This is a genomic window from Devosia sp. FJ2-5-3 (genome assembly GCF_029201545.1).
Taxonomy (GTDB): Bacteria; Pseudomonadota; Alphaproteobacteria; order Rhizobiales; family Devosiaceae; genus Devosia.
The window spans coordinates 4,142,524-4,167,565 of the sequence record NZ_CP104007.1 but is presented as its reverse complement, the minus strand read 5'-3'; the positions used below and the strand labels follow the sequence as shown (position 1 = coordinate 4,167,565).

Annotated in this window: 29 protein-coding genes and 1 pseudogene; 11 read left to right on the top strand and 19 right to left on the bottom strand. The window is 63.2% G+C overall.

Translation table 11 applies throughout. From position 1 onward, the window contains the following. Nucleotides 1-27 precede the first annotated feature (27 nt). From N0P34_RS20000 to N0P34_RS19955, 10 genes and pseudogenes are all read right to left on the bottom strand, one after another. The gene (locus N0P34_RS20000; protein ID WP_275604954.1) at nt 28-663 is read right to left on the bottom strand and encodes a peroxiredoxin; all 636 of its coding nucleotides are present in this window, start codon (nt 661-663) and stop codon (nt 28-30) included. Between the two features lie 167 nt (nt 664-830). Next, nucleotides 831-1,355 carry a CreA family protein gene (locus N0P34_RS19995; RefSeq protein WP_275604953.1) on the bottom strand — a complete coding sequence of 175 codons (525 nt, stop codon included), beginning with the start codon at nt 1,353-1,355 and terminating at the stop codon, nt 831-833. Between the two features lie 54 nt (nt 1,356-1,409). Then, nucleotides 1,410-2,228, bottom strand: a complete 819-nt coding sequence (locus tag N0P34_RS19990) for an amino acid ABC transporter permease (protein ID WP_275604952.1) — start codon at nt 2,226-2,228, stop codon at nt 1,410-1,412. A 101-nt stretch (nt 2,229-2,329) separates the two neighbouring features. Next, nucleotides 2,330-3,163 carry a transporter substrate-binding domain-containing protein gene (locus tag N0P34_RS19985; RefSeq protein ID WP_275604951.1) on the bottom strand — a complete coding sequence of 278 codons (834 nt, stop codon included), beginning with the start codon at nt 3,161-3,163 and terminating at the stop codon, nt 2,330-2,332. Between the two features lie 114 nt (nt 3,164-3,277). Beyond that, nucleotides 3,278-3,475 carry a DUF1508 domain-containing protein gene (locus tag N0P34_RS19980; protein ID WP_275607040.1) on the bottom strand — a complete coding sequence of 66 codons (198 nt, stop codon included), beginning with the start codon at nt 3,473-3,475 and terminating at the stop codon, nt 3,278-3,280. A 12-nt stretch (nt 3,476-3,487) separates the two neighbouring features. Next, nucleotides 3,488-3,643, bottom strand: a pseudogene (locus N0P34_RS19975) (DUF1508 domain-containing protein); the annotation flags it as partial. A gap of 65 nt (nt 3,644-3,708) precedes the next feature. Next, nucleotides 3,709-3,999 carry a SelT/SelW/SelH family protein gene (locus N0P34_RS19970; protein WP_275604950.1) on the bottom strand — a complete coding sequence of 97 codons (291 nt, stop codon included), beginning with the start codon at nt 3,997-3,999 and terminating at the stop codon, nt 3,709-3,711. Next, a complete protein-coding gene (locus N0P34_RS19965; RefSeq protein WP_275604949.1) occupies nt 3,996-4,454 on the bottom strand; it encodes a cyclic nucleotide-binding domain-containing protein in 459 nt (152 codons plus the stop codon). Before N0P34_RS19965 ends, N0P34_RS19970 begins: the two co-directional genes overlap by 4 nt. A 70-nt stretch (nt 4,455-4,524) precedes the next feature. Beyond that, entirely contained in the window at nt 4,525-5,004 is a 480-nt protein-coding gene (locus N0P34_RS19960) for a glutathione peroxidase (protein WP_275604948.1), read from the bottom strand. A 357-nt stretch (nt 5,005-5,361) separates the two neighbouring features. Further along, complete coding sequence (locus N0P34_RS19955; RefSeq protein WP_275604947.1) at nt 5,362-5,937, bottom strand: hypothetical protein; 576 nt, start codon at nt 5,935-5,937, stop codon at nt 5,362-5,364. A gap of 706 nt (nt 5,938-6,643) precedes the next feature. Here N0P34_RS19955 and N0P34_RS19950 point away from each other — a divergent pair. Then, nucleotides 6,644-7,495 carry an ATP/GTP-binding protein gene (locus tag N0P34_RS19950; protein WP_275604946.1) on the top strand — a complete coding sequence of 284 codons (852 nt, stop codon included), beginning with the start codon at nt 6,644-6,646 and terminating at the stop codon, nt 7,493-7,495. Between the two features lie 302 nt (nt 7,496-7,797). Here the strand turns inward: N0P34_RS19950 and lepA are convergent, their stop codons facing one another. After that, a complete protein-coding gene (lepA, locus tag N0P34_RS19945) occupies nt 7,798-9,603 on the bottom strand; it encodes a translation elongation factor 4 (RefSeq protein ID WP_275604945.1) in 1,806 nt (601 codons plus the stop codon). Nucleotides 9,604-9,695: 92 nt separating this feature from the next. On the opposite strand from lepA, the gene N0P34_RS19940 reads away from it, so the two are divergent. Then, nucleotides 9,696-10,616: an extensin family protein gene (locus N0P34_RS19940; RefSeq protein WP_275604944.1), complete on the top strand. Its 921-nt coding sequence runs from the start codon at nt 9,696-9,698 to the stop codon at nt 10,614-10,616. Between the two features lie 4 nt (nt 10,617-10,620). Here N0P34_RS19940 and N0P34_RS19935 read toward each other — a convergent pair whose 3' ends face one another. Further along, nucleotides 10,621-11,013: a hypothetical protein gene (locus tag N0P34_RS19935; protein ID WP_275604943.1), complete on the bottom strand. Its 393-nt coding sequence runs from the start codon at nt 11,011-11,013 to the stop codon at nt 10,621-10,623. A 330-nt stretch (nt 11,014-11,343) separates the two neighbouring features. Here N0P34_RS19935 and N0P34_RS19930 point away from each other — a divergent pair, with 330 nt between their 5' ends. From N0P34_RS19930 to N0P34_RS19920, 3 genes are all read left to right on the top strand, one after another. After that, nucleotides 11,344-12,261 (top strand): LysR substrate-binding domain-containing protein, encoded by a 918-nt coding sequence (locus N0P34_RS19930; protein WP_275604942.1) that lies wholly within the window; start codon nt 11,344-11,346, stop codon nt 12,259-12,261. Between the two features lie 80 nt (nt 12,262-12,341). Then, nucleotides 12,342-12,719: an MbcA/ParS/Xre antitoxin family protein gene (locus N0P34_RS19925; protein WP_275604941.1), complete on the top strand. Its 378-nt coding sequence runs from the start codon at nt 12,342-12,344 to the stop codon at nt 12,717-12,719. 12 nt (nt 12,720-12,731) lie between these two features. Then, nucleotides 12,732-13,454: an RES family NAD+ phosphorylase gene (locus N0P34_RS19920; RefSeq protein ID WP_275604940.1), complete on the top strand. Its 723-nt coding sequence runs from the start codon at nt 12,732-12,734 to the stop codon at nt 13,452-13,454. A 337-nt stretch (nt 13,455-13,791) separates the two neighbouring features. Here the strand turns inward: N0P34_RS19920 and N0P34_RS19915 are convergent, their stop codons facing one another. The 3 genes from N0P34_RS19915 to N0P34_RS19905 are packed head-to-tail and all read right to left on the bottom strand — an operon-like array spanning nt 13,792 to nt 15,361. Next, nucleotides 13,792-14,385 (bottom strand): SCO family protein, encoded by a 594-nt coding sequence (locus tag N0P34_RS19915; protein WP_275604939.1) that lies wholly within the window; start codon nt 14,383-14,385, stop codon nt 13,792-13,794. 2 nt (nt 14,386-14,387) lie between these two features. Continuing rightward, nucleotides 14,388-14,915, bottom strand: a complete 528-nt coding sequence (locus N0P34_RS19910) for a copper chaperone PCu(A)C (RefSeq protein ID WP_275604938.1) — start codon at nt 14,913-14,915, stop codon at nt 14,388-14,390. A gap of 56 nt (nt 14,916-14,971) precedes the next feature. Then, entirely contained in the window at nt 14,972-15,361 is a 390-nt protein-coding gene (locus tag N0P34_RS19905) for a hypothetical protein (protein WP_275604937.1), read from the bottom strand. A gap of 139 nt (nt 15,362-15,500) precedes the next feature. Between N0P34_RS19905 and mbfA the strand changes: the two genes are divergently transcribed. The 4 genes from mbfA (at nt 15,501) to N0P34_RS19885 (ending at nt 18,023) form a co-directional block, all read left to right on the top strand. After that, entirely contained in the window at nt 15,501-16,481 is a 981-nt protein-coding gene (gene mbfA, locus N0P34_RS19900) for an iron exporter MbfA (protein ID WP_275604936.1), read from the top strand. Nucleotides 16,482-16,595: 114 nt separating this feature from the next. Then, on the top strand, nt 16,596-17,201 hold the full coding sequence (gene leuD / locus N0P34_RS19895; RefSeq protein WP_275604935.1) for a 3-isopropylmalate dehydratase small subunit: 606 nt from the start codon (nt 16,596-16,598) through the stop codon (nt 17,199-17,201). A 3-nt stretch (nt 17,202-17,204) separates the two neighbouring features. Then, nucleotides 17,205-17,630 (top strand): GNAT family N-acetyltransferase, encoded by a 426-nt coding sequence (locus tag N0P34_RS19890; protein ID WP_275604934.1) that lies wholly within the window; start codon nt 17,205-17,207, stop codon nt 17,628-17,630. A 3-nt stretch (nt 17,631-17,633) separates the two neighbouring features. Then, the gene (locus tag N0P34_RS19885; RefSeq protein ID WP_275604933.1) at nt 17,634-18,023 is read left to right on the top strand and encodes a RidA family protein; all 390 of its coding nucleotides are present in this window, start codon (nt 17,634-17,636) and stop codon (nt 18,021-18,023) included. A gap of 55 nt (nt 18,024-18,078) precedes the next feature. Here N0P34_RS19885 and N0P34_RS19880 read toward each other — a convergent pair whose 3' ends face one another. Next, nucleotides 18,079-21,342, bottom strand: a complete 3,264-nt coding sequence (locus N0P34_RS19880; RefSeq protein WP_275604932.1) for a S41 family peptidase — start codon at nt 21,340-21,342, stop codon at nt 18,079-18,081. 191 nt (nt 21,343-21,533) lie between these two features. On the opposite strand from N0P34_RS19880, the gene leuB reads away from it, so the two are divergent. After that, nucleotides 21,534-22,634 (top strand): 3-isopropylmalate dehydrogenase, encoded by a 1,101-nt coding sequence (leuB, locus tag N0P34_RS19875; protein ID WP_275604931.1) that lies wholly within the window; start codon nt 21,534-21,536, stop codon nt 22,632-22,634. A gap of 142 nt (nt 22,635-22,776) precedes the next feature. Here the strand turns inward: leuB and N0P34_RS19870 are convergent, their stop codons facing one another. After that, a complete protein-coding gene (locus tag N0P34_RS19870) occupies nt 22,777-23,523 on the bottom strand; it encodes an SDR family NAD(P)-dependent oxidoreductase (RefSeq protein WP_275604930.1) in 747 nt (248 codons plus the stop codon). Nucleotides 23,524-23,641: 118 nt separating this feature from the next. Next, a complete protein-coding gene (locus N0P34_RS19865; RefSeq protein ID WP_275607039.1) occupies nt 23,642-24,121 on the bottom strand; it encodes a YaiI/YqxD family protein in 480 nt (159 codons plus the stop codon). Between the two features lie 199 nt (nt 24,122-24,320). Here N0P34_RS19865 and rpsU point away from each other — a divergent pair, with 199 nt between their 5' ends. Continuing rightward, nucleotides 24,321-24,584, top strand: a complete 264-nt coding sequence (gene rpsU, locus N0P34_RS19860; protein ID WP_275604929.1) for a 30S ribosomal protein S21 — start codon at nt 24,321-24,323, stop codon at nt 24,582-24,584. Nucleotides 24,585-24,794: 210 nt separating this feature from the next. On the opposite strand, the gene N0P34_RS19855 is transcribed toward rpsU, so the two are convergent. Next, complete coding sequence (locus N0P34_RS19855) at nt 24,795-25,019, bottom strand: hypothetical protein (RefSeq protein ID WP_275604928.1); 225 nt, start codon at nt 25,017-25,019, stop codon at nt 24,795-24,797. Nucleotides 25,020-25,042 lie beyond the last annotated feature (23 nt).

Sequence of the window (25,042 nt, the reverse complement as noted above, 5' to 3'; positions counted from 1 at the left end):
TCGGTCAGGGAGAAGAGAAATGCGGGATTAACCGCGGGGTTGTGGAACAATGCGCAGATAGGGCTTCAGTTCCTTCCAGCCCTCGGGGTACTTGGCCTTGGCAGCCTCGTTGGAAACGGCCGGGACGATGATGACGTCCTCGCCATCCTTCCAGTTAACGGGTGTCGCCACCTGGTGCTTGGCGGTCAGCTGCAGGCTGTCGATGACGCGCAGCACCTCATCGAAATTGCGACCGGTCGAGGCCGGGTATTCGATCTTGAGCTTGATCTTCTTGTCGGGGCCGATGACGAACACCGAGCGGACCGTCAGCGTGTTGTCGGCATTGGGATGGATCATGTCGTAGAGACGCGCCACCTTGCCTTCGGTATCGGCGAGCAGCGGGAAGTTGAGGGCGGTGCCCTGGGTTTCCTCGATGTCGCGGGCCCAGCCGCCATGGTCCTCGAGCTTGTCGACCGACAGGCCCAGGACCTTGACGCCGCGCTTTTCGAACTCGGGCTTCAGTTTTGCTGTGTAGCCGAGCTCGGTGGTGCAGACCGGGGTGAAATTCTTGGGATGGCTGAACAGGACCGCCCAGGAGCCGTCGATGAAATCATGGAAATGGATCGTGCCCTCGGTGGAGTCGAGGGTGAAATCTGGGGCCGTATCGCCAATCAGGATCGACATGCTTTAATCCTTCGCCGCAATTGCGGTTCAATTCGTGTTCGAGGAGAATATCGTACTCAATGGCGCGGTTTGAAGCGCCTGAGTACGAAACGGTTTTGCCTAATTTTGGCATGCTGTGACAAGCTTTTGCCGCGAGACGGAGTTTCCGGCAAAGGGCATGAGGCTGCCTATTGCACCATCACCGAGCCTTGTGTCGCCGGGCGGGCGGGCGCGCCATTGGCCCAGGTCACATCGGGTCCATTGAGCGGCACGACGGAGAGGCTCATCTTGCCCGAACCCTGCTGCAGCTGGCGGGCATGGCCGAGATAGATCAGCGAATTATTGGCCGCGTCGTAGATGCGGGTCACCCGAAGCGACTTCCAGATCAGCGAGCGCGCCTCCCTGAAAATCTCCTCTCCCCCCGGACGGGTTGAAATATCGCCGACCGTGATCGGGCCGACCGCCGAGCAGTCGAGTGCGGAATAAGAGGGGTCTTCGAACCAATTGCCCTGGCTGATGCGATCGATGAAGGAGCGGTTGAAGAACGCCAGATGGCAGACGACCCCCTGTACATCGGGATCGGCGACCGCCTCGATGGAGATGTCATTGCCGGTCCAGTCCACGCCGACGCTCCCCACCTGACGGTTGTCGCCGCAGGCGACGAGGGCGAGAGCCGTGGTGGCGACGATGGCGATCTTGGCAAACAGCTTCATGGGGGTCCTCCGACACAGTCCAAGAGATGGGGGGCGCAGCGGCCCGACGCAAGACTACGGCCTGTATCTGCGGCTCATATATCGCTCCAGCCAGCGCACCAGCAGCGAAAGCGAGATGGTCATGGTGAGATAGAGGAAGGCGACGACAGTGTAGGTCTCGAAGAACAGGAAGCTCGATGAGGCGTGCAGCTTGCCCAATTGGGTGATGTCCTGGACGCCCAGCGCCGAGACCAGCGCCGAATCCTTGACCATGGAGACGAAATCATTGCCCAGCGGCGGCAAGATGGTCCGCAAAGCCTGCGGGAAAATGATGAGCCGGAGGCAATGCCAGCGGCTGAGGCCCAGCGCCCGGGCCGCTTCGATCTGGCCGCGGTCCACCGCTTCGATGCCGGCGCGGAAAATCTCGGCGATGAAGGCGGAGTAGCAAACGGTAAGCGCCAGGATTGCCCGCCAGACGAAGTCAAAACCCCGGACAGTGGCCGGCGCCAGCCAGCCGAGGTCGATCAGCGGAGCGGCAACCCAGTTGAAACCCGACACCAGGGCCGGGGCGGCGACAAAGGCGATGTAGAACAGGAACACCAGGATCGGGATGCCGCGAATGATCTCGACATAAAAGGTCGCGAACTCGCGCATGACCCTGTTGCCGGAAGTGCGCGCCAGCGCAACCAGCAGCCCCAGAATTGTCGCCGCGACAAAGGCGAGGACGGTGACCCAGAGCGTCGTGACGACGCCCCCCGACAGGACGCGGAAGATGTTTTCGTAGGTGCCGTCGGCGGTAATCGCCCAGAAGCCGAGCACGAACAACAGCCCGATGGCGAGAAGCCACCAGGGCATGCGGGACAAAAGCGTGGGGCTGCGCGGCTTATAGGACATTGGTGACCAGTACTCGATCTGAGCGGGCTTGATAGCAAAACCCACTCCCCCAGGGGGAGTGGGCATAAGCGCACTCTAGACCGGTCCCCCGGGGAGGGGGATTAATTGGCAGAATACTGGAAGAACCAGTAATTGACGCGCTCCTCGAGCCAGCCTTCGGCCTCGAGTTGGGCAAGGGCGGCGTTGAACGGCTCCACAAGGTCTGAACCGGGCGGCAGGATGAAGCCGAAGGGATCGGACTTGATCGGCTCGCCGGCCTGTTTGAAGGCACCGGGGTCGGCGCCGATATAGCCGGCCGACGCTGCCTGATCGGCAATGACGGCATCGACGTCGCCGGCCTTGACCGCCTGCACCGCGGCGCCAAAATTGTCGAAAACCTTTACCCGCGGATTGGCTTCGTCGCCGTCGAGCACGTCGTATATGGCGGTGTAGAAGGAGGATGTGCCGGCCTGGGCGCCGAAGAGGAGGTCCGCGTGTTCGGCAAAGCTCTCCTTGCCGGTGATGCGATCGTCATCGGCCCGGACGAGGAAATATTGCTCGACCGTGATGAAGGGATCGGTGAAATCGATCTGCTCCTCGCGCTCGGCGGTGATGGTGATGCCATCGGCCCCGACATCGAACTGGCCGGTGCGCACCGCCTCGATCATGACGTCCCAGGCGGTCAGATCCCATTCGACTGTCGCATTGAGCCGCTTGGCGATCTCGTTGATCACATCATATTCGAGCCCGATGCCCTCGCCCGTTTCCGGGTGGGCGAAATTGAGCGGGAAATAGGCGTTCTCGGTGACGGCGTGGATGACGCGTCCGCCCAGATCGGGCAGATCCTGCGCCGCGACAGGCAGATCCTGCGCCGCGACAGGCTGAGCCTGCGCCGCGACAGGCAGGGCCAGGATCAGGGCCGAAGCGGCGCCGAAAAAGCGAGCGGGTTTGAACAAAGTAAAAATCCCCCGGGAAGTGGAAACTGGTTGCCGGGAGAATAGATCGACCCGGACGGGTTGGGAATAAACTGGGCCGACGCAATCAGATCGGGATCAGGCGTCTGTTCGGGATCAGGCGTCGTCGACATCGGCGCCGGGGCCGTTCTTTTTCAGCGATTCGATGGCGTTCTTGGCGGAGGCCTTCGACGCATAGGTCTCGGTGCGGGCCATGGTCTCGCCATTGGAGGCGACGAAGCGGACGAAATGCTGGCCATCCTTGGAGGCGACGATCTCGAAGCGATAACCCGAGCCGGTTTCGTCCTTGGACAGGTCGACAGTGATCGCATCCGGCGCGTTCTTCTTGAGCGATTCGATCGCCGATTTCGCGCTGGATTTCTGCTTGTAGTTTTCCGACCAGAAAATCTTCTCCGAATTATAGGAGAAGTCGAACTTGAACTGGTCGTTCGCGGCATCGGTGATGTGGAATTTATGTGCCATGACGCTGGCCTCCGTGTTTGCTGACGCGGCTTGAGACTAGCGCAATGGCGCCAATTGGGAAGCCATTACGCATCCCGGGTGCGATCAAGGTGGCCCAGCGCCCGGTCCGGATCGATCTGGTCGCGCACGAGGCGCTTCAATCCGGCACTATCGGGAAAGCCGCCATCGCGCTTGCGCTCCCAGATGAGGTGATCGTTGAGGCGGATTTCAAAAATCCCACCCGTGCCCGGCACCAGCGTCACCGATGCCAGCTCGGTTCCGAAGGTGGAGAGCAGCTCCTGGGCCATCCAGGCGGAGCGGAGCATCCAGTTGCACTGGGTGCAATAGGTGATGGCAATGGTCGGCTTGTCTGTCACCGATGCGTCTTTCCGGCTTCCTTGGGATCGACCAGGGCTGCCAGGATCTGGTCGACCATGTCGAGGTCCTGCCGCTTGCCGGCCGCCTGCTGCTGGAGGTCCACGAGATAGGAGGTGGTGTAGTAGAGCCGCCGCGCCAGCATGGTGGCGATGGCGAGGGAAAATTCCGGGCGGCTGTCGAGAAAGGTCAGCGCATCGGGGATTTCATAGGCCACCACCCCCGACAGCGCCTTGACGCTGGCCGAATGGGGCATGTCGAGCAACGCCGCCATCTCCCCGAAGATCGAGCCGGGCTCGTCGACATGGGTGACCTGGGTGCGCTCGCGGATGATCTCCACCTCGCCCTCGACGAGCACGAAAATCTTGCCGAGCCGCTCCCCCTCGGCGATCAGCATCTCGCCGGAGCGAAATTTCCGCTGCGCCAGCCCGGTGCAATAGTCCAAAATATCGGCCACGACGCTGTCCTCCATCCCCCGCTCGCGCCCCAAATTAGTGGATCGGCGCGGCGGAGGAAAGCACCGAGGTTTAAAGCAATTTTTCGATATCCGGCGCGATATCGGCCGGCTCGGTGGTGGGAGCATAGCGCTCGACCACATGGCCGGTCCGATCGAGCAGGAACTTTGTGAAATTCCACTTGATCGCCTCGCTGCCCAACAGACCCGGCGCGCTCTTTTTGAGCCATTCGTAAAGCGGATGGGCATTGGCGCCATTGACGTCGATCCGCTCGAAAACCGGAAAACTCACGCCATAGGTGGTCGAGCAGAACTGGCCGATTTCTTCCGATGTGCCCGGCTCCTGGCCGGCGAACTGGTTGCAGGGAAAGCCCAGCACCACAAAGCCCTTGTCGCCATAGGTTTTCTGCAGCGTCTCGAGCCCCTCATATTGCGGGGTGAGGCCGCACTGGCTGGCGACATTGACCACGAGCACCACCTTGCCGACAAATTCGCCGAGATTTTGCGGCGTGCCATCGAGGCGGGGGAGGGTGAAATCCGAAAGATTGTGCATTGGTGCCGGGCTCCTGTTGGGAGGAGAGTTAAGGGTCCGAACTCGCTGCGGCAATGGCAATTTTTGTGGGAGCCCCGGCGGCCAAAAAGGCGTGCCGAAGCGCCCGCGGCGTTTTTCCGCGCGGGTTTTCGGCTTTTTGGGCAGACCCCGAGGTGGCATTTGCCCCTGAGGGATAGAAGATGGGGCAAAAGCCACCTCGGGAACCGGTTTTTCGAACAGCGCCGGAATCGCGTCCCCTTCATCGCTCGCGTCGGGGTCGGCCGGTGCCTGAACGCGCCGCCCATGCGAACGGGTTGCGGCCGGTGCGCCCCGCTCAGTTCGCATGCAGACCTGCCCGTGCGAAGCGCTGGGAGGAGATTACGCGCTGCCGCGGAGCCGGGGATAAGTTTCTGACCCCTCGGCCACTGTTTCGGTGTCGTGAGGGGCTTGCGGTGGGCCATGGCGGGCAGAAAGGCCCTTTTGGAACCCGTTCTCGAAAATCTGCCGCTCGTGATTGTGCCGGCGCCGGACCAGTTTTGCGCGCAGATCCTCGCCATTGGCGGTGGTCAGCGGCACGATGGCGACGGAAGCGCGCAGCCGGGCAATGGGAAGCGACTCCCCCTCGACGCGCCAGCACCGGCAATTATTGCGGGCGTCCCACGCGGCGTGGCGGTTCTCGAAATCGTCCAATTGCGCCAGCACCTGGCCAAGCTGCACCGCCAGCCCGGAAAAATTCTGGGCGGCCACCGGAAATTTTTCGTGCCGCGACCCGAGAAAGGGCCGGCAATCGCTGATCAATCCTTCCGCGATGGACCGCTCGGTGTCGCCGACAGGGGCATCGGGCTTTTTGGCGGCGATGGCTGTGATGTCTTTGTGAAGGGTCGTCAAACGGAGCCAAAGCGCCTCATGGCGCTCGGCGAGGGAGGGTGTGATCCTGGGAAGGGGGCGGGGCATTTTTCGGCGGGCTCCTGTGGGGTGGGACAGGAGAGGGTAGGCGCGGATGGCGGGAGCGGGGATTAGGTGCAGAGGATTGGGCGGGCTTGAACTTCTTCTTCCCGTGTCACTCCCGCGCAAGCGGGTATTCCCGTTGGACGGGCGTCCCCGCTTTCGCGGGGATGACGCGGTGGGTGGGAGGCGCGTTGCGGATTGGGGAAGAACCCCCACCCGGCCTCCCCCTGATAGGGGGAGGAGTTGGGCCGGTGGGTGGGGAGGGTTGGGCACCCATGGAGATGCGCTGGGGCCTGAGCTGATGGGTTCGCTTTATGGGTATATTGTTAGTAGGGGGCTCGCGGAATGGCCCTCGGGTCGAGCCCGAGGGAAGCCTGGTGGGCCCAGCGTCCTTCCGCGCAAGCGGGTATTCCCGTTGGACGGGCGTCCCCGCTTTCGCGGGGATGACGCTGTGGGTGGGAGGCGCGTTGCTGGATCGGGGAAGAACCCCCACTCGACCTCCCCCTGATAGGGGGAGGAGTTGGGCCGGTGGGTGGGGATTTTCTGCTGGTGACAGGTGCATAGCCGCCGGCGTGGGGCAAAATAGTGCGCTGGGGTTCCGGCCGGCAAGGGTGACGGAGAGTGGCCGGGTCGATAGACTGCCCTCGTGGCACACCGGACCGGAGTGCCGCCGCGTTTTTCAGGTAAATTATTGCAGACGAGGAGGATTTTCATGACAAGAACAGCGCTCGCCCTTGGGTTGACGGCGGTTTTGATGGCCGGTTCCAGCGCGGTTTCGGCGGCCGAGGCCTGGCGCCTGGGCGGATTCGACGTGCCCGAATCGGTGGTCTTCGACGCCGACAATTCACGGCTGATCGTCTCCAATATCGTGGGCGAAGCCACCGAGGCCGATGGCAATGGCACGCTCAGCCTCGTCTCGCTCGACGGCGCAATGATCGATGCCGATTGGGTCACCGGGCTCGATGCGCCCAAGGGGTCGGCCATTGCCGGGGGCAAACTCTATGTCGCCGATCTGACCAATCTGCGCATTGTCGACCTCGCCTCGGGCGCAGTGGAAACCCTCGCCATCGAGGGCGCGACCTTCCTCAATGACGTGACCGCCGACGCGGCCGGCACGATCTATGTGACCGACACTTTTGCCAATCGCATCTATGCGGTGGCGGGCAATGAGGCGGCCCTGTTCGTCGAGGACGCCGCGCTCGACAGCCCCAATGGCATCCTGGCCGATGGCGACAGCCTGCTCATTGCCAGTTTCGGAACGCTGGCGGCAAAGCCCGAGGACATGGTGCCGGGCGGGCTGGTGCGCGTCGATATCGCCACCAAGGCCGTTTCGGTCGTGGAAGGGGCCGAAAAAATCGGTTTCCTCGATGGCATCGTCAAGATCGGCGACGCCTATGTGGTGTCGGACTTCTTCGGCGGCGCCATCTGGCGCATCACGTCCGGCAGCGCGCCGGAAACCCTGGCGACCCTCGCCGTGGGTTCGGCCGATATTGGCAGCGATGGCGAAGCGATCTATGTGCCGATGATGATGGAAGGCGAACTGGTCAAGCTGACGCTGGAATAACAAATTTGCCGGGTCACTGAACAGGTGACCCGGCACTAAATTGCGTCTGATTCTGACCTAGGTGTACTTTTCGCCGTCAATAAACAGGTTGTCTCTTACCAGTGCCGGAGCAGTCGGAGACTTCACCCAGATCGAGTGACCCTTGCGAATCTTGGATATTGCTTCCTCTTCAGTCGCGACGAACACCTTATTTCTTGCATGATGTTTCTGACTGCCGTGCACTGGGTCGCCCAGTACGTACATCCCGTCCCTGTTTATGTGCGCAGGCCACTTCTTGTTGAGATGCAGCCTGTATATGCGCATCAGTCATCGCCCATCTTGAGGGCCTTGATGAAGGCTTCCTGGGGAATGTTGACGTTGCCATATTGGCGCATCTTGGCCTTGCCCTTTTTCTGCTTGTCCAAGAGCTTGCGTTTACGCGTGGCGTCGCCGCCATAGCACTTCGCGGTCACGTCCTTGCGCATGGCGCGAACCGTTTCGCGGGCGATGATCTTGCCCCCGATGGCGGCCTGGATCGGGATCACGAACAGATGCGGCGGGATCAGCTCCTTGAGCTTTTCGCACATCTGGCGGCCGCGCGATTCGGCGACCGAACGGTGCACCAGCATGGCCAGCGCATCGACGGGCTCGGCGTTGACCAGCACGGTCAGCTTGACCAGATCGCCCTCGCGATGGGTATCGAGCTTGTAGTCAAAGCTCGCATAGCCCTTGGAAATGGACTTCAGCCGATCGTAGAAATCGAACACCACCTCGTTGAGCGGCAGATCATATTCCACCATGGCGCGCGAGCCGACATAGGAGAGATTGTTCTGGATGCCGCGGCGGTCCTGGCAGAGTTTGAGGATCGCGCCGAGATATTCGTCGGGCGTGAGGATCGTCGCCTTGATCCAGGGCTCGCGGATTTCGGCGATCTTCATCACATCCGGCAAGTCGGCCGGATTGTGCAGCAGAAGCGTTTCGCCGCTGGTCATTTCGACCTCGTAGACTACCGAAGGCGCGGTGGCGATGAGATCGAGATCGAACTCGCGCGACAGCCGCTCCTGGATGATTTCGAGGTGCAGGAGCCCCAGGAATCCGCAACGGAACCCGAAGCCGAGAGCGGCCGAGGTTTCCATTTCGAACGAGAAGCTGGCGTCGTTGAGCCGCAGCTTGCCCATGGCGGCGCGCAGCTCTTCGAAGTCCGACGCATCGACCGGGAACAGGCCGCAGAACACCACCGGCTGGGCCGGGCGGAAGCCGGGCAGGGCCTCGGCAGTGGGCTTGCGATCATCGGTGATGGTGTCGCCGACATTGGTATCGGCCACTTCCTTGATCGAGGCGGTGAAGACGCCGAGCTCGCCCGGGGTCAATTCCTTGACCTCGACCAGCTTGGGCGTGTTGACGCCGACGCGATCAAGCTCGTATACGGCGCCCGAGGCCATCATGCGGATGCGCTGGCCCTTCTTCATCACGCCATCGATGATGCGCACAAGCACGACGACGCCGAGATAAGTGTCGTACCAGCTGTCGACCAGCAGCGCCTTGAGCGGGGCGTTGATGTCGCCCTTGGGCGCGGGGAGACGATGCACGATGGCTTCGAGCACGCCCTCGATATTGAGGCCGGTCTTGGCCGAGATTTCGACGGCCTCGGAGGCGTCGATGCCGATGACGTCCTCGATCTGGGTCTTGACGCGCGGAATGTCCGCAGCGGGGAGATCGACCTTGTTGAGGACGGGCACGATTTCGTGATTGGCGTCGAGCGCGTGGTAGACATTGGCCAGGGTCTGCGCCTCGACGCCCTGGGAGGCGTCGACGACGAGCAGCGAGCCTTCGACAGCGGCCATGGACCGGGAGACTTCATAGGCGAAGTCGACGTGTCCGGGCGTGTCGATGAGGTTCAGGACATAGGTCTCGCCGTTCTGCGCCACATAGTTGAGGCGCACGGTCTGGGCCTTGATGGTGATACCGCGCTCGCGCTCGATATCCATGTTATCGAGCACCTGCTCCTTCATCTCGCGCTGCTCCAGCCCGCCCGTCGTCTGGATCAGGCGGTCGGCCAGGGTGGATTTGCCATGGTCGATGTGAGCGACGATGGAGAAATTGCGAATATGGGAAAGCGGCGTTGTCATGTGCGCGCTGATAGCAGAAGCCGAACGGGCCGCAAAGATGGTTTCCGTTGCGTAAACGGGATCGCGACAGGCTTATTCTGCGTTGTCGGCCTATGCGCACCGCAATTGCCACACTCGCCCTGCTCGCCTGCCTCGGCATTCCAGCCGCCGCGCAGGATTTTTTAAAACCCCTCGAAGAGTTCGTGGAGACCATCGTGCCCCCTCGCACGCCGGCCCCGCGCGCCCAGCCGGCAAAGCCCGAACCTGCTGCGCCGGCGGTGAGGGCGGAGGACGAAAAGCCTGCGCCGCCGCCCATTCCCCGGCCGCGGCCGGAGACGCTGAATGATCAGGAGGCGGAAGCGCCCGCGCCAGAGGCGGTGGAGGATGCGCAGGAGGCCGAGCCTGCGCCCGACGCCGAGGCAGCGCCTGAAAAGGCGGTCGCGCCAGAGGCACCGGCGGTGGCGAGCGATGACAGGATTTACCAGACGGCCTGCCCGGCGCTTCTCAGCGGCAAAGTGGTGGGCGAAATGCTCGAGCCGATTGCCGAGGGTATTTGCGGGGAGCGCTCGCCGCTTTCGGTCACGGCAGTCAATGTGAATGGCCACCAGATCGATTTTTCGGCAGGGGTGACCACCAATTGCGAAATGGCCGGAGCGCTGGCCGATTGGGTGGGCGCGGTGGATGCCTATGCCAATGCCGCCCTCGACAGCCCCCTCGCATCGCTTGAAACCGGCACGTCGATGATGTGCCGGGGGCGAAACGGCAATGCCGAGGCCGCGACCTCAGAGCATGGCTTTGCCAATGCGCTCGACGTAACCGGGTTCACCCTCGAGGACGGGCGGCGGATCGCGGTCGAGCCGAATTGGCTGCCGGCCGCGGCGCCGGAGGGAAAAATGCTGCGCCAGGCCCATGGCGCAGCCTGCGGGCTGTTCACGACCGTGCTCGGGCCCGAGGCCAATGACAGCCATAACGATCATTTCCACCTCGATCTCGGCTGCCATGGGCAGAGCTGCACGGCCCAGATCTGCGAGTGAAAGATCAGCCGCCGCTATAGAGGGCGATGACGGCGTCGGCCTGCTTGCGATCGGGGCTGGCTTCGGCGCAGTCGACACCGGTCTTTTCGACATCGGCGCGCACCACGTCATAGGCTTTGACGCCCGTGGCCTCGTCCATGGAGAGGGATGTTTCCATCTGTCGGCGGTGGGCACTCATGCCCGTGCGGGCCGGCTCGGGCACGTCCACGGCGCAAATCTCGAGCGTGGCCAGCGTGGCATAGAGCCCGGTCAGCAATTGCGCCGATTTGGGCAATTGGGCGATCGGGGCAGAGGGATTGATGGTGATCTCAGGCGTTGCGGCGGGCGTCTGTTCCTGGGCGGAAACGGGCGCGAAGCTGACGGCACAAAGGAGCGCGGCAAGAGCAAGACGGGGCATCTCAAATCCTGGATTGATCTGGAGGGCGTCGCCTTATCAATCCCGCGAATATGGCCTCAGCACGGCGTCCTTGCGCGGCCGGGATGATGCGAGGGCAGGTCAGACCAGTCCTGAAGGCTCATTTCATCCCCGAAAGAGGGGCGGTGGGTGAGCGGCGTTGCGCCAGTGCCCGGCGCGTTCAGCCAGGCCAGCGCGCGACGCCAAAGCTGGCGTAGCGTGAACATTTATTATCTCCCGATGTGGGGTGCTGGAAAATTATGACGCCATAATGCGTCAGCACGGGCTGGCCCGGCAATGGACAAGCTCTGGCCGCCGGTTTAGAAAAACTATATGGGCAAGAGCTTCTCCATCCCGCTTAACGCGTTGCGGGCTATCGAACTTGTGGCCCGGCATGGCGCATTGGCGCCGGCCGCAGAGGAGCTTGGCGTCACCAGTGGCGCGGTGAGCCAGCACCTGCGGCGCGCGGAAGAGCGGCTGGGCGTCGAGCTTTTCGCCCGCACGGCCCAGGGGCTGCGGCCGCTGCCGGTGCTGACCGATGTGCTGCCGCAATTGTCGGCCGGGTTTTTGGCGCTCGAAGAGGGGCTTTCGGGCCTCACCGGAGTTCACGATGGCGTGCTCAACGTAACGGTGGGCAGCGTTTTTGCCTCGCGCTGGCTGATCTGGCGGGTCGGCAAATTCAATGCCGCCCATCCCGGCCTCGAATTGCGGCTCGATGTGACCGGGGCCATGCGCGATCTCGGGCGCAACGACATCGATTGCGGCATACGATATGGCGACGGCCACTGGCCGGGAGTGGAGGCCATTCCCATTGGCGGCAATGACTACCAGCCGGTCTGCTCGCCCGAGTTTCTCGCCCGCTATCCCGCCCCCTTCGATCTCGGCAAGGTGCCGGTTATTGCCGACCAGACCAGCATGCTCGACTGGCCGCTCTGGCTGAGCGCGGCAGGACTGGACCCCCGAGCGCACATGTCGGGCCCCGTCTATTCGGATGCCTCGCTGGCTTTCGACGCCGCCATTTCGGGGCAGGGCGTGCTCTTGGCGGCAGACATGATGAGCGCCGATGCGGTCAGCGACCGACGCCTCGTCCGGCCCTTCGAGCGCTCGGTCAAAGGCACGCGCGGCTATTTCCTCGCGACCGCCAAGGGGCGGCGCCTGTCACGAAAGGTACAATCCTTCCGGGACTGGCTGGAACGGGAAGTACCCGATAGCGCCAATGGCTATCTCGGCCAGGTGCGGCAAGACCTCTGAGCGCGTGCCCTTGCATTGGCAGGGGATAGGAACTATCTTTCTCATGAAATTTCGAAACTCGACTATTTCAGGAGAGTGAAATGCCCGTTCTTGCTGTCGCGGCCGAAACCAACAAGGCAGGTGTGGTGACCAAGGCCGTGCTGCGCGCGGCAGAAGCACTGGGATTGAGCGCGCGACGTCTGGCCCAGACCATCGGCACCAGCGAGCCGACGATTTCGCGCATGCGCAACGGCAATTACATTCTCGACGCGGACGGAAAACCCTTCGAGCTTTCCGTTCTGCTGATCCGGGCGTTTCGCTCGCTCGACGCCATTGCCGGGGGCGATGCCGCCGTCATCCGCGGCTGGATGGTGGGAGAAAACAGCGCGCTGGGCGGCAGGCCGATCGACAGGATCGCCTCGATTGCAGGATTGGTCGAGGTGCTCGCCTATCTCGATGCGCGCCGCGCGCCGCTTTAGGGCCGCGTCTTCTTGATCGCTCCTCAAGCTATCTCGCCCTATCGCGGCCCGGCCTGGCGGCTGGTCGAGGCCCAGCATCTGGTCTCGACCCTCAAACTGGTGGACAGCCTCGCCGAGCAGGAAATGCTCGAAGCCGTTTTGGAAGAGAGCAAGCCCAGCCTGCCGCCCGAATGCCGGGGGCTCGACTATCTCCTCGCAACCCCGTTTCGCTATGGCGCCGTCTATCCCCATGGCTCGCGCTTTCGCCGCGCCGGCAGGACGCAAGGGGTGTTCTATTGCGCCGAGACGGTGGAGACGGCGCTGGCCGAGATGGCGTTCTATCGGCTCCTGTTCTTTGCCGAATCGCCGTCGACGCCCCTGCCGGCCAATGCCACGGATTATACGGCGTTTTCAGCGCTGCTGGCGGTGGAGCGGGCGGTGGACCTGACCCATGCGGCGATGGCGGATGCGGGGAACTGGCGCGATTCCGTCGACTATTCCGATTGCCAGAACTTGGCCGATGCGGCTCGGGCGGAGGATGTTTCGGTCATTCGCTATGCGTCGGTGCGCGATCCGGGCGCGGGGAGTAATCTGGCGGTGCTGGCCTGCACGGCCTTCGCCGCCCCGGCGCCGACCGCGCGGCAGACCTGGAAATTGCGGGTCGGGGCGGGGTTCGTCCAGGCGGTGCGTGAATTCCCGCGACAGAGCATGGAGTTTTCGCGGGCTGATTTTGCGGGTGATCCGCGGCTGGGGTGAGGTCGCGTGTTCATCATGGGCGTTTGATTGGCCCGTATCAGTCAATCGAGCGCCACTCGGCGAGCCCAAATAGTGGCAATTGCGCGTGGATGGAGGCCCTCGGGTCGAGCCCAAGGGAAGGCGGGGGATTGCGCGGGGAGCGATAACAATCGGGGCTCTCATCCCCCCTCCCCAACCCTCCCCTCGAAGGGGGAGGGTGTCTGCCGGTGGGTGGGATGCTTCGGCATTCCTGATCCTGCCATGGGAGGATAGTCGATCGACATTCTCACCCCACACTCGATCAGCACCTCCCCCTTGAAGGGGGAGGTTGGGAGGGGGTGATGTTCTGGGCCCTGCCTCAGCCCTTGATCAGCTTTTGCAGCTTGCCGATGGCCGTGTCGGTGTTTTCGCGGAAGGCGATGGTGCCTTCGAATTCGCCGTCCCGGTTGAGCAGAAACACCGAGGCGGTGTGGTCCATGGTGTAGTCGCCATTCTCGAGCGGCACTTTTTCGGCGAAGGCGGCCCAGGCCTTGGTGGCCTTGGCAATTTCTTCGGGCGTGCCGGTGAGGCCGGTGACGAAATCGGTCCAGGCGACATAATCGCCGATGATCTCGGGCGTGTCGCGCTCGGGATCGACGGTGATGAAATAGGCTTTGAGATCCTTGCCGTCATCGCCCAGCGCCGCCTTCCAGGCGGTCATTTCCGCCAGCGTGGTGGGGCAGACATCGGGGCAATGGGTGAAGCCGAAAAACAGCGCCGAGGGATGGCCGTTGAAATTCTCGCGGGTAAAGCTCTGGCCATCGGCGGTGGTGAGGACATAATCGCCATGGCCGATGCCGGCGGCTTCGGTGGGGCGGGTGGCGCCGAAAAGATAAAGGCCGGTGGCGGTGACCGCAAAAGCGGCCACCACGACCCAGAGGACGAGGCGCAGGCGGGAGAGGGGTTTTGCCATTGCTAATGCCCCATGGACTTGGCGGCGGCAGCGGCGCCGATGGCGAGATCGACGGTGATGGTCCCGGCCTTTTCAAAGGTCAGCGTCACCGGCACTTTTTCGCCTTCGACCAGCGCGGTGTTGAGACCCATGAACATGATGTGAAGCCCGCCCGGTGCGAGCGTGACGGTCTCGCCCGCTGCGATCTCGATGCCGTCCGTGAGCTGGCGCATCTTCATGACATCGCCTTCGAGCGCCATTTCGTGGATCTGGGTTTCCTTGGCGATGGGGGCTGTGGCGCTGACCAGCCGATCGGCCGCGGCGCCCTTGTTGGTGATGGTCAGAAAGCCGCCGCCCACCGGGGCATTGGGCAGGGTGGCGCGGGTGAAGGCACCGGAAATTTCGAGATCGCCGAGTGTGACGAGGGGGCCGGCAGGCGCATGGGCCTCGGCGCCATGGGCGGGCTTGGCGCCGGCCTCATGGGCGGAAACGGCGATGGGGGAAAGGGCAAGGGTCGACGCCAGCAGGGCGCGCGCGAAAAGACGGATCATTTGTTGATCTCCAGAACGGGATTATCGGACCTGGCCAGTGGACCAGGGCTAAAAAATCAGACCGCTGCTGGAGGGGCGCGCGATTGCCCGAAATGGTCGGGCAGGCGGAGCGGGTGGCTGTCGCCCGCATCGGCATAAAAGACGATCTCGGCCCGGCCGGGGGTTTCGATGAGCAGCACCGGCGGCACGCCAGTGGCGAGGCCGGTCTTGCCCAGGCTGGCCGCCGGGCATTTCACGGCAGGGGCGGCGAGCGGATCGCCCGTCTCGTCCTCGGCCAGGCTTTGGCAGGCCGACCAGCTGGCGAGCGTTTCAAAACCCATCGCCGAGAGATCGCGCTGCAGGCCCGCCGCCTGGTGCAGCGGAGTGAGCAGGACAAGCACATAAAGCGCCAGCACCGCCAGAACGGTGCCAAGCTCCTTGATAGTGATGTCAGCCCGATTGGCCATTGGCGGGTCTCCTGTGCATCGCTTAGCCCAGAGCGCGACCGGCCTCAAGCCCGCTGCATGTCGCAGGCGGAAAACGGCTTGCAGCAAGTTTAGAATGGTTCTAAGTAATATTGGAATCATTCTAAACTGTGAGGGCCTGATGTTTCCCCTGCTGCGTGACACAAGGCGTGAGTTTTCCTCCCTCTCCGAGCGCGAAATCCTGTCCCTGGCGGTAGCCGCCGAGGAAGAGGACGGGCGGATCTATTCCGAGCTGGCGACGCGGCTGGCCCCCAATTATCCGGGGTCCGCGGCGCTGCTCGAAGCCATGGCGGCCGAAGAGGACGAGCATCGCCGGCGCCTCCTCGATCTTTACGTCGCCCGCTTCGGCAAGCGCCTCGTGCCGATCCGGCGCGAGCATGTGCGCGGCTTTCTCACCCGCAAGCCGATCTGGCTGATGAAGACGCTCAGCCTCGAGCAGGCGCGCCAGCAGGTCTGGGAAATGGAGGATGGCGCCTATCGCTTCTATCTCGCCGCCGCACAGGAGGTGAGCGACGCCGACATCCGCAAGCTTCTGGGCGATCTGGCAGCCCAGGAGCGCGGCCACGCCAAGGCAGCCGACAAGCTCGACGAGCAGCTGGTGGGCAAGGACGGGATGGAGAGCGAAAAGGCCGAAAGCCATCGCCAGTTTGTTTTGACCTATGTGCAGCCAGGGCTGGCGGGGTTGATGGACGGCTCGGTTTCGACCCTGGCGCCGGTTTTCGCGGCGGCCTTCGCCACCGGCAGCACCTGGCAGACTTTTCTCGTCGGCCTCGCCGCGGCGGTGGGCGCGGGCATTTCCATGGGCTTTACCGAGGCGGCCTCCGATGACGGCAAGCTGACCGGGCGCGGCTCGCCGATCAAGCGCGGGCTGGCGGCCGGCATCATGACGGCGCTGGGTGGGCTCGGGCATGCGCTGCCCTATCTCATCCCCGATTTCACCCTCGCCACCGGTCTTGCGATCTTCGTCGTCCTGGTCGAACTCTGGGCCATCGCCTATATCCAGAAACGCTTCATGCAGACCCCGTTCTGGCGGGCCGTGCTGCAGGTGGTGCTGGGGGGAAGCCTGGTGCTGGCCGCCGGCATCCTCATCGGCGGAGCGTAGCCCAAGGCGCCGGCAGCACCTTCCGCGCCTGTCGACCGAACGCTTTCGGGCCCTGCCGACTTGACCCCGGGCCCGCTTTGCGCAAAGACCCATGGCAAAGCGAGGTCCCTATCCATGGATAAATTCACCACTTTGACGGGTGTCGCGGCGCCGCTGCCGATCATCAATATCGACACCGACATGATCATCCCCAAGCAGTACCTCAAGACCATCAAGCGCACCGGACTGGGCACGGCCCTGTTCTCGGAAATGCGCTATAATGAGGACGGCTCGGAAAACCCCGGTTTCATTCTCAACAAGCCGGCCTATCGCAATGCCAAGATCGTCATCGCCGGTGACAATTTCGGCTGCGGGTCGAGCCGCGAGCATGCCCCCTGGGCCCTGCTCGATTTCGGCGTGCGCTGCGTGATCTCCACCAGCTTTGCCGACATCTTCTACAATAATTGCTTCAAGAACGGCATCCTGCCCATCGTGGTGTCGCCCGAGCAGCTGAAACTCCTGCTCGACGATGCCGAGCGTGGCTCCAACGCCACCCTGACCATCGATCTCGAGGCCCAGACCATCCAGGGGCCCGATGGCGGCACGCTGCATTTCGATATCGACCCGTCCCGCAAGCAGATCCTGCTCGAAGGCCTCGACGATATCGCCGGCACGCTGAAGTCCGACCCGGCCATCACCTCCTTCGAAGGCAAGATGGCCTCCGAGCGTCCCTGGCTGTAAAATATGGCAAGGATCGTTCTGGAAGAGGGCCCCAGTCCCAAGTCCCACGACATCATCCTCAACGGTCTTGTCGAGTATAATGAAATCCAGACGGAGGGGCGGTTCACCGCTCCTTCGTCTTTCGTTCTGGCCCTCAAGAACGAGGCGGGCGAGACCGAGGGGGGCCTCTCCGCCCGCATCGCCTATGGCTGGATCCACATCGATCTGCTGCATATTCCAGAGGCCTATCGCGGGACCGGGATCGGCGCGGCGCTGATGGCGCGGGCCGAAGCGCTGGCACGGGAAAACTCCTGTGTCGGCCTGCGGCTCGACACCACCTCGTTCCAGGCACCCGGCTTTTACCAAAAGCTCGGCTACACCGAATTTGGCCGGCTCGAAGACAGTCCGCCCGGGCATACCCGCTATTTTTTCATGAAACGATTGGATTGATCCATGGTGCAGCGCATCTCCACCGGCTCGCCCTTTGAAGCGACCTTTGGCTATTCCCGTGCCGTCCGCCACGAGGACACGATCTATGTGTCCGGCACGACCGGCTATGATTACGCCACCATGACCATGCCCGAGGGCGTGGGCGAGCAGGCGAGGAATGCGCTGGCCACCATCGACAAGGCGCTGAAGGAAGCTGGCTCCTCCATCGAGGACACGGTGCGGGTGGTCTATTATGTCGGCGACCGGTCGCTCGTGGACGAGGTCGTCGCGGCCGTGGGCCCCGTGTTCAAGGACATCCGCCCGGCCGCCTCCATGCTCATCGTGCAGATGATCGAGGAAGGCATGAAGATCGAGATCGAAGTGACCGCCCGCATCGGCGCCGCCAAATCCTGACTGGTTTCTCTCGAAGATTGGAAAAAGGGCGCCCATCGGGGCGCCCTTTTTGCTTTCAGTAGATACGGCAATCGGCGTCTGCGCCGATCTCGGCCATGATGGCCGCCAGCGCCGCTTCGAGCTGCGGGTCGGTGTTGAGTCCGGCCGCGTTCGGATTGAACGGCACGTGGATTTCCGGCTCGATGACGAAGTTCTCGTAATAGCTGCCATCCATGCGCCGATTGGGCAGGACCGGCAGGCCATAGACGAGGCCGGGCACCACCGCACTGCGGACATAATCGACGGCCGTGCCGGTATTGAGCACGATGTCGCCGACCAGCGGGCCGATGGCATTGTCCTGATAGGCCTGAGGGAAGACCGAGCCGTCCGAATAGCCGAAGGAATCGACGAGAACCGCGCTGGGCCAGACCCAGCGATTATTGGGCTCGACATCCTGCGGGCCATCATTGCGGCCGACGCTGGCATAGGCCTGCCCGGTGAGCAGGGTGATGAGCTCACGGGTGAGATTGCCCCCGCCATTGGAGCGCACGTCGATCAGGGCCGCCCGGGCGATGCCGCGCTGGGCACTGAGATTGCCCAGGAGGTCGAGATAGGCCGCCTCGTCCATGTCGGGCACATATTGATAGGCAACGCAGCTGTTTGAGAGGCGCGCCACCATTTCGCGCCGCGCATCGATGAGGCGGGTCTTGGCCAGCGCAATTTCGGCGTTCTGGTCGATCGGGGAGACCGTATAGAAGCGGTCGTCCCCGGTTTCGGCATCCTTGACCCCGACAAGGGCAGGGCGGCCGACATTGAGGTCGAGCAGGCGATCGAGCCCGCCGGCCTCAGGAACATCGCGTCCATTGACCGAGGCGATGATGTCGCCCGGCGCGATATCGATGCTGCGCCGGTCGAGCGGGCCGCCCGGCAGGATGGCGGCAACGCGCCGGCCCGGGCCGTCATAGCCATGGTCGATATAGACGCCGAGCGCGTCATTATTGTTGCCCAGATCCTGGCGCGCCGCCTCCATGCCGCGATAGCCGGTGAACATGTGCGAGGCCGAGAGCTCGCCATACATGGCCGAGATCAATTCGCGCAGTTCGCGGTCGCTGGCGATGGAGGAGAGATAGGCGCGATATTTCGCCCCGATCGCATCCCAGTCCCGCCCTTCGTGCTCGGCGTCGTAATAGCGATATTTCGCATCGGCCCAGGCCTGCTCGAAACCGGCGATGCGGGCGCTATCGGCGTCGCGGGAGTAGAACAGCCGCGAGCTGATCATGGCGATCTGGTCGGGCGCCGCCAGTGGCACGCGCAATATGGCGCCATTGACCCGCGCGTCGATGACGCCCAGATCCCGCACGAAGGAGAGGGCCTGCAGCCCCGGGGCCTCGAAACTGCCGAACGTGGTCACACTGCCATCGGCAAGGCTGATGGTTTCGAGCACATAGCTGTCGCCACCCGCGGCGCTGACCGCGAGCAGATTCTGCAGATCGGGCAGGGGCCACATGGTCATCAGGCCGTCCTCGCCTGCGGTGAGGCGCCCCTCGAGCCGGCTGTTGCGGAACTGGTCGGGGCCGTAGCGGCGCGCGAGCGCAGTCCCGTCCTCGGCCTCGTCGAGGCCCGGTGCGGTGCCTTCAGCGGTTTCGAGAAAATCCTGCCGCGCCTCTTCGGAAAGGAAGATGCGGTAGAGGTCGCTGCTCTGGGCATGGAGCTGGGAATCGCGCGGCCCATAAAGGGTGGTGGCGCCGATGATCTGCGTGCCATCGAGGCTCCATGTGGCGCCAAAAAGATTGGGCACCGAGCCGATGGGCTGGGCCCGGCTTCCGCCATCGGCCGGAACGATGGCGACGCGGTGCGCCTCCGAACCATCCATGGCCCGCCAGGGCACGAGCAGATCCTGGGAATTGGGCGACCAGGCAAAATTCATCACCCCATCGCGATATTGGGAGAAATGATCGCCTTCACCATAAAGCTTGGTCACTTCGCCACTGGCGAGGTCGAGGACCTGGATTTCGCGCCGGTCGGCGACGAAGGCGAGCTTGGTGCCATCGGGCGAGAAGCGCGGCACATAGGCATTGCCCTCCTCGGGGATATAGAGCGGGATTTCCGCGTAGGACGGGGCGAGGCCCCCCTGTTCGTCTTCGCCCTTGAGCGCGACGGCATAAATGCCCCATTGATGCTCGCGCAGCGCCGCATAGGCCAACATCGACCCGTCCGGCGAGAAGACGATGTCGCGCTCCTGGCCCGGCGTCGCCGTCACTTGCCGGAAATTGCCGGCGCCGTCCTGCACGAACACATCCGCATTGGCCACGATGCCGAAGAGCTCGCCGTCCGGGGAAGAGACGAAATCCTGCACCATTTCGGCATAGAGATTGTCACGCCGCCCGGCGCGCTGCTCGAGGGTCAGCAACTCGATGGCCTTGGCCTCGGTCGCGCCTGGCTTCTGGACGTAGATGCGGCCGCGATTGGAAAAGGCCAGCGTGCCGTCATCGGCCACCGACAGGTCACGCACCGGATCGCCGTCGAAGCGCGTCAGCTGCGTATCCGCGCCGCTCGCCAAATCGCGCTTCCACACATTGAGCCAGCCGCTCGCTTCGGACAGATAGTACAGCGTCAGCCCGTCGGCGCTCCAGATCGGGTTGTGCCGATCGATGCCGTCGACTTCGAAAACCGGCTCATGGGTGCCGCTGATCTTGTCATAGGTCCAGATCTGGCGGGCATTGGGCGCCACGCGGTGCTGGCGGTCGTCGGGGTCGCCGGAGGGATTATAGGTATAGACGAGCCTCGTCTGGGCGCGGTTCCACTGTGCCTGCTGGGCCAGATTGGGCAGGATGAGGCTTTCGCGGCCACTTGCCGTGTCGACGGCATAAAGCTGGGGCTTGCTCGACAACGCGCCCTGCACGCTCTGCTCGGCATCGCCGAGGCGCAGCGCGGTATAGAGCAGGGACTGTCCGTCCGGCGCAAAGCTGGTGGGCACTTCACTGGCCGAGGACCAGGTGAGGCGCTCGAGCGAGCCCGAAAAATCGGTGGTGTAGACGTCGTCATCGCCATTGAGGTCGGACGCGAAGGCGAGCCGCTCCGAATCGGCCGACCACACCGCGCCATAGCTATAGGTGCCATTGGCGGTGAGCGGAACGGCGAGGCCGCCCTCGGCATCGACCACGAAAATGCGGCCGCGATAGGTGAAGCTGAGCGTCTCGCCATCGGGTGCGATGGCCGGGTAGCGCACCCAGATCGGCTTTTCGCCCATGGAGGACCGGCCATTCTCATCCTGCGCAAGCGCAGGGGCTACGGCCAGCAAGAGCGCCATGGCCGATACGGCCATTCCGCGGTTGAGCATTTGTTTAGTCCCCCTAAATACGTGTCTCGACGCCACACAAGCCGAACACCGTGAAGAAGTGCTGAACGGCGCGCGCAAAATCTGTCTTTGATTGTCGCGAATGCGCGGCCTGCCTTGCGCGAAGGCGAAAAATGACGCTATCTGCCGCCAACAGGCGTAACCACCAGTACGGCGAGGAGCTTTCCCCCAAAATGGCCACCAATTCCCTCTTCCTTCTGCCCGGCGACGGCATCGGCACTGAAATCATGGTCGAGGTCGAAAAGATCATCCAATGGTCAAACGCCGAAGGCCTGACCGATTTCGCCACCGAGAGTGGCCTGGCCGGTGGTTGCGCCTATGATGCCCATGGCGAAGCCATTTCCGAAGACGACATGGCCAAGGCCATGAAGGCCGACGCCGTGATCTTTGGCGCTGTCGGCGGTCCGAAGTGGGACAATGTCCCCTATGACAAGCGTCCGGAAGCCGCCCTCTTGCGCCTCCGCAAGGATCTCGGGCTTTTCGCCAATTTGCGCCCCGCCATCTGCTATCCGGCGCTGGCCGATGCTTCCGCTCTCAAGCGCGAGTTGGTCGAAGGCCTCGATATCCTCATCGTGCGCGAGCTGACCGGCGGCGTCTATTTCGGCGAGCCCAAGGAAATCACCGATCTCGGCAATGGCCAGAAGCGCGGCGTCGATACCCAGGTCTACGAGACCTATGAAATCGACCGCATTGCCCGCGTTGCCTTCGATCTCGCCCGCACCCGCGGCAACAAGATCCACTCGGCCGACAAGAAGAACGTCATGAAGTCCGGCGTACTGTGGGACGAAGTCGTCCGCACTGTCGCCAAGGATTATTCGGACGTCGCCTTCAACCACATCCTGGCCGACAATTGCGCCATGCAGCTCGTGCGCAATCCAAAACAGTTCGACGTCATCGTCACCGACAATCTCTTCGGCGACATTCTGTCCGACGTTGCCGCCATGCTGACCGGCTCGTTGGGCATGCTGCCCTCCGCTGCGCTGGGTGCGCCCGATCCCGTGACCGGCAAGCGCAAGGCCATGTATGAACCCGTGCACGGTTCGGCTCCGGATATTGCCGGCAAGGGCATTGCCAACCCGATCGCCATGATCGCGTCCTATGCCATGGCGCTGCGCTATTCCTTCGGCATGATCGAAATGGCCGACAAGGTGGAGGGCGCAATCGCCGCCGTTCTCGCCGACGGCCTGCGCTGCGCCGACATTGCCCAGGATAACCGCAAGGTCGTGGGCACCGCCGAAATGGGCGCGGCCATCCTCGCCAAGCTCAAGGCTTGACGTCGTCCCGAAGGGCAAATCGCTCCAGTGGAGCGATTTGAGGCGGCAAGGCCATGAGCGCCATGCGCGAATGGCGGGTTGACCCATAAAACGAAAAACCCCGGTGGCGACACCGGGGTTTTGCTTTTCCGACTGGCCGGCCTCAATAGGTGGCGCGGCCACCCGAGAGGTCGAAGACCGAGGCTGTGGTAAAACTGTTTTCGGCCGAGACCAGCCAGGCCACCATATTGGCGGCCTCCTCCACTTCGAGGAAACGGCCGCGGGGGATGCGGCTGAGCATATAGTCGATGAATTCGGGCTTGAGCTCGTCGAGGATGCGCGTCTTGGCGGTGGCCGGGGTGATGGCGTTGATGGCGATGTCGAATCTGGCGCATTCCTTGCCGACCGCCTTGGTCATGCCGACGACGCCCGCCTTGGCCGCCGCATAGGCAGCGGCATTGGGATTGCCCTCCTTGGCAGCAATCGAGGCGATATTGACGATGCGCCCGTAATTGCGCGCCTTCATGCCCGGCAGCACGGCGCGGTTGACGTAGAATGTGCCATTGAGGTCGATATCGATGACCCGGTGCCATTCGGCGATTTCATATTCATCGAGCGGGGCGTTCTTGCCGGCGATCCCGGCTGAATTGACCAGAATATCGAGACTGCCATGCCTGGCCTCGACATCGGCGACGGCGGCGGCAATGGCGTCATAATCGGTGACATTGACCGCGATCCCCTCGGCGCCGGCGCCGAGCTCGGCACAGGCTTGCGCGAGCAGATCCCCGTTCATGTCCCAAAGGCTCACCCTGGCACCTGACGCGAGGAGCCGCCGCGCAATGGCAAAGCCGATGCCCCGCGCCCCGCCGGTAACGACGGCAATGCGGCCGGCAAGATCGATCTGGTTCATGCTCTTTCCCCCACCGGCCTCATGGACCGGCCCCCTTTTTTGGTTTTTCGCCAGCGGGACCATGCTGGAGCAAGCGAACCCGTGGTTACGCCGACCGTGCCGTCTTGCATTCGAGGCGTCAATTGCCGGCTTGGCGATTCTGCGCATCGCGCTTGGCGCGCTGGACCAGGGCATCGAAATGCTGGAGGAAGTTGGAGCGGTCCCTTGCCGTGAAGCCGGCATTAAAGCCCCGGCTCTCGCCGGTCTCGCGCAAATGCTGGTTCAACTCGCGCATGGCCAGGGCCATGCCGATGCTCTCGCGGGTAAAGAGCTTGCCGGTGGGGCCAATGGCGGCAGCGCCTTTTTCGAGCGTGCGGCTCGCCAGCGGAATATCGGACGTGACCACGATGTCGCCGGTCTCGGCATGCTCGACGATCCAGTCATCGGCGGCGTCGGCGCCCTGAGGCACCATGACCATGCGCACCATGGGATCGCGCGAAGGGCGCAGTCCGAAATTGGCGACATAGGTGATGACGAGGCCGTGTCGCTCGGCCACGCGCAGGGCCTCATCCTTGACGGGACAGGCATCGGCATCGATGAAAATGGCAACCATGGGCAGTTTTCCGCTGACGATCTTGCTGCCTGTCTAGTCAGCTCCGGCCCGGATAGGAAGAATCTTGGGCCTCGGAGGCCCGGAACGCAACCATTTTTGCTAAGGCGGGTTGGCGAGAGACGCCTCTGCTGATAACGAGGTGCCACGATCAGAGGATCGGCTCCGTCTGCCGCGAGGTGAGGCGGCCACAACGTTAGGAAAATTCTTGCAGGTTCAAGTTCGCGACAACAATGTCGAGCAGGCGCTCCGCGTGCTCAAGAAGCGTCTTCAGCGCGAAGGCGTGTTCCGGGAGATGAAGCTCCGTAAGTACTTCGAAAAGCCCTCCGAGGCTCGCGTGCGCGAAAAGGCTGAAGCCGTTCGTCGCGCCCGCAAGGCAGCACGCAAGCAGGCTATCCGTGAAGGCCTGATCGCAGCGCCGAAGGCACCGGCCCGCGCCCCGCGCCCCGGTTCTTCTCCGCGCCCGCAATAAGCCTTTCGCCAAGCGATTGTACTGGCCGAACCCTGGCAACAGGGAACGGCCCGATTGCTATTGTACCGCCCCATGCGCCGAGACTTTGCCCAGCAAAGACCCTCGCCATGTGGGCCGGGACGGCCGCAGCGACGGCCCAAACGGGCGCGGGGCCCCTCACCGCCCGGATTGGACGATAAGGGACCCCGCTCTTCAGCATAGTTTTATGGACTACAGGCTCAGCTGGCGATGCAGCGAGCGGATTTCGGACGGGCCGAGCGTGCGGTTGCCGATCTTGAGCATGGCGCCGCGCAGGCTGACCGGCGCGGCATGTTCCATGGCAAAGCGCACAGCCTTGTCGGCACGGCGAAAATGACGCGAGCCCTGCGCAATGGCGGTGGCGGCGTCGCTGCCGAGGAAAAGTTCTCCCGGCGCGTGAAGCATTTGAGTGTTCATGTTTTCAGTCTTTCTGCCGGCTT

Coding starts and splice junctions, on each gene's coding strand:
- lepA (WP_275604945.1), bottom strand. CDS start 9,603: ATGACAACGCCGCTTTCCCATATTCGCAATTTCTCCATCGTCGCTCAC.
- N0P34_RS19925 (WP_275604941.1), top strand. CDS start 12,342: ATGCCCGTTCTTGCTGTCGCGGCCGAAACCAACAAGGCAGGTGTGGTG.
- N0P34_RS19950 (WP_275604946.1), top strand. CDS start 6,644: ATGACAAGAACAGCGCTCGCCCTTGGGTTGACGGCGGTTTTGATGGCC.
- mbfA (WP_275604936.1), top strand. CDS start 15,501: ATGTTTCCCCTGCTGCGTGACACAAGGCGTGAGTTTTCCTCCCTCTCC.
- N0P34_RS19930 (WP_275604942.1), top strand. CDS start 11,344: ATGGGCAAGAGCTTCTCCATCCCGCTTAACGCGTTGCGGGCTATCGAA.
- N0P34_RS19960 (WP_275604948.1), bottom strand. CDS start 5,004: ATGCACAATCTTTCGGATTTCACCCTCCCCCGCCTCGATGGCACGCCG.
- leuD (WP_275604935.1), top strand. CDS start 16,596: ATGGATAAATTCACCACTTTGACGGGTGTCGCGGCGCCGCTGCCGATC.
- N0P34_RS19855 (WP_275604928.1), bottom strand. CDS start 25,019: ATGAACACTCAAATGCTTCACGCGCCGGGAGAACTTTTCCTCGGCAGC.
- N0P34_RS19885 (WP_275604933.1), top strand. CDS start 17,634: ATGGTGCAGCGCATCTCCACCGGCTCGCCCTTTGAAGCGACCTTTGGC.
- N0P34_RS19995 (WP_275604953.1), bottom strand. CDS start 1,355: ATGAAGCTGTTTGCCAAGATCGCCATCGTCGCCACCACGGCTCTCGCC.
- N0P34_RS19910 (WP_275604938.1), bottom strand. CDS start 14,915: ATGATCCGTCTTTTCGCGCGCGCCCTGCTGGCGTCGACCCTTGCCCTT.
- N0P34_RS19940 (WP_275604944.1), top strand. CDS start 9,696: ATGCGCACCGCAATTGCCACACTCGCCCTGCTCGCCTGCCTCGGCATT.
- N0P34_RS19905 (WP_275604937.1), bottom strand. CDS start 15,361: ATGGCCAATCGGGCTGACATCACTATCAAGGAGCTTGGCACCGTTCTG.
- N0P34_RS19890 (WP_275604934.1), top strand. CDS start 17,205: ATGGCAAGGATCGTTCTGGAAGAGGGCCCCAGTCCCAAGTCCCACGAC.
- N0P34_RS20000 (WP_275604954.1), bottom strand. CDS start 663: ATGTCGATCCTGATTGGCGATACGGCCCCAGATTTCACCCTCGACTCC.
- N0P34_RS19955 (WP_275604947.1), bottom strand. CDS start 5,937: ATGCCCCGCCCCCTTCCCAGGATCACACCCTCCCTCGCCGAGCGCCAT.
- N0P34_RS19935 (WP_275604943.1), bottom strand. CDS start 11,013: ATGCCCCGTCTTGCTCTTGCCGCGCTCCTTTGTGCCGTCAGCTTCGCG.
- N0P34_RS19880 (WP_275604932.1), bottom strand. CDS start 21,342: ATGCTCAACCGCGGAATGGCCGTATCGGCCATGGCGCTCTTGCTGGCC.
- N0P34_RS19870 (WP_275604930.1), bottom strand. CDS start 23,523: ATGAACCAGATCGATCTTGCCGGCCGCATTGCCGTCGTTACCGGCGGG.
- N0P34_RS19990 (WP_275604952.1), bottom strand. CDS start 2,228: ATGTCCTATAAGCCGCGCAGCCCCACGCTTTTGTCCCGCATGCCCTGG.
- N0P34_RS19915 (WP_275604939.1), bottom strand. CDS start 14,385: ATGGCAAAACCCCTCTCCCGCCTGCGCCTCGTCCTCTGGGTCGTGGTG.
- leuB (WP_275604931.1), top strand. CDS start 21,534: ATGGCCACCAATTCCCTCTTCCTTCTGCCCGGCGACGGCATCGGCACT.